Below are 1,494 nucleotides of genomic sequence, written 5' to 3' on the forward strand. Positions count from 1 at the left end.
TGGTGCCATAGAGCCCATCCGTTAGTCTGACTCCAACGACCACGGTGCATCACAGACTGTCGCTCCCTTACGGGAAGCACTCATGGGAGATTAATCCTACTCTGGTTATTGCACCAGCCTCCAATACTATTTGCCGTAGAAAGGATGATTACAATGGAAGTAATCATTGAACGTGCTTGTGGAATGGATGTCCATAAGGATTCCATTACTGCTTGTATTATTACCCCAAAAGGAAAGGAGATTCAAACGTTTTCCACTAAAACTGTATTTCTATTACAGTTAATTGACTGGATTAAGGAGCATGATTGTACTCACGTAGCAATGGAAAGTACAGGTGTATTTTGGAAGCCTATTGTTAACTTGCTAGAAGCCGAGAGCATTGAGTTTTTAGTAGTGAACGCTCAACATATGAAAGCAGTACCAGGTCGTAAGACCGATGTAAAAGATGCAGAATGGATTGCCAAACTTCTTCGTCACGGTCTACTTAAAGCAAGTTTTATTCCAGACCGAAATCAGCGGGAATTAAGAGAGTTAGTTCGATACCGTCGAAGTATTATTGAAGAGCGTGCGAGACAACATAATCGGATTCAAAAGGTTTTAGAAGGAGCGAATATCAAACTCGGTTCCGTTGTCTCCGACATCATGGGTGTTTCGTCTCTTGATATGCTCCGTGCTATCGCCGATGGCGAAAATGATCCTGAGAAATTAGCTAGCTTTGCCCGCCGATCAATGAAGAAGAAAAAGAGTGAACTGGAGCTAGCTCTTCGAGGGTATATCAATCCACATCAACGTCTCATGTTAAAAACCATTCTGGTCCATATAGAATTTCTAACTGAGCAGATTGAGCTATTAAACGAAGAGGTTGCTACTAGGTTATCCTCCCATCAAGAAGATATAGAACGATTGGATTCCATTCCTGGCATCGCCACTCGAATGGCCGAACAAATCTTAGCCGAAGTCGGTACAGATGTGGAGAAGCAATTTCCCAGTTCGGCGCACTTATGTTCCTGGGCAGGATTAGTACCTGGGCATAATGAAAGTGCGGGCAAGAGGAAATCAACCAACATGAAAAAAGGAAACAAGTACTTGAAATCGGCATTAATTGAAGCAGCTCATTCTGTTAGAGGATCCAAAACCTACTTGGGAGCCCTGTATAGGCGTACTGCATCAAGAAAGGGTAAAAAGCGTGCAGGGATATCAGTCGCTCATGCTATTTTAAGAATCAGCTATTATCTCCTAACACGCAAAGAAATGTACCTAGACTTAGGGGAAGATTACTTTGACAAACAAAAAGAACAATCGATTGTACGATATTCTGTTCGAAGACTTGAAAACTTAGGTTACAACGTTACAATCACTGACCCAAATGCCTCCTAGTACAATCCATAATTTAATTCTCATTTAGGCGCTGCACTTTTTTAAAAAATTATTGAGCTGCGTCCGATTTCGTATTGCCTTTTTCTATAAATCGAAGATTTTAATTTTCATGGGAGT

Annotated in this window: 1 protein-coding gene; it reads left to right on the forward strand. The window is 41.4% G+C overall.

What is annotated here, in order from left to right:
* Positions 1-153: 153 nt before the first annotated feature.
* A complete protein-coding gene (locus FS486_RS19840; protein WP_142540492.1) occupies positions 154-1,377 on the forward strand; it encodes an IS110 family RNA-guided transposase in 1,224 nt (407 codons plus the stop codon).
* Positions 1,378-1,494 lie beyond the last annotated feature (117 nt).

Source organism: Bacillus sp. FJAT-22090 (assembly GCF_007676755.1).
Classification (GTDB): domain Bacteria; phylum Bacillota; class Bacilli; order Bacillales_A; family Planococcaceae; genus Psychrobacillus.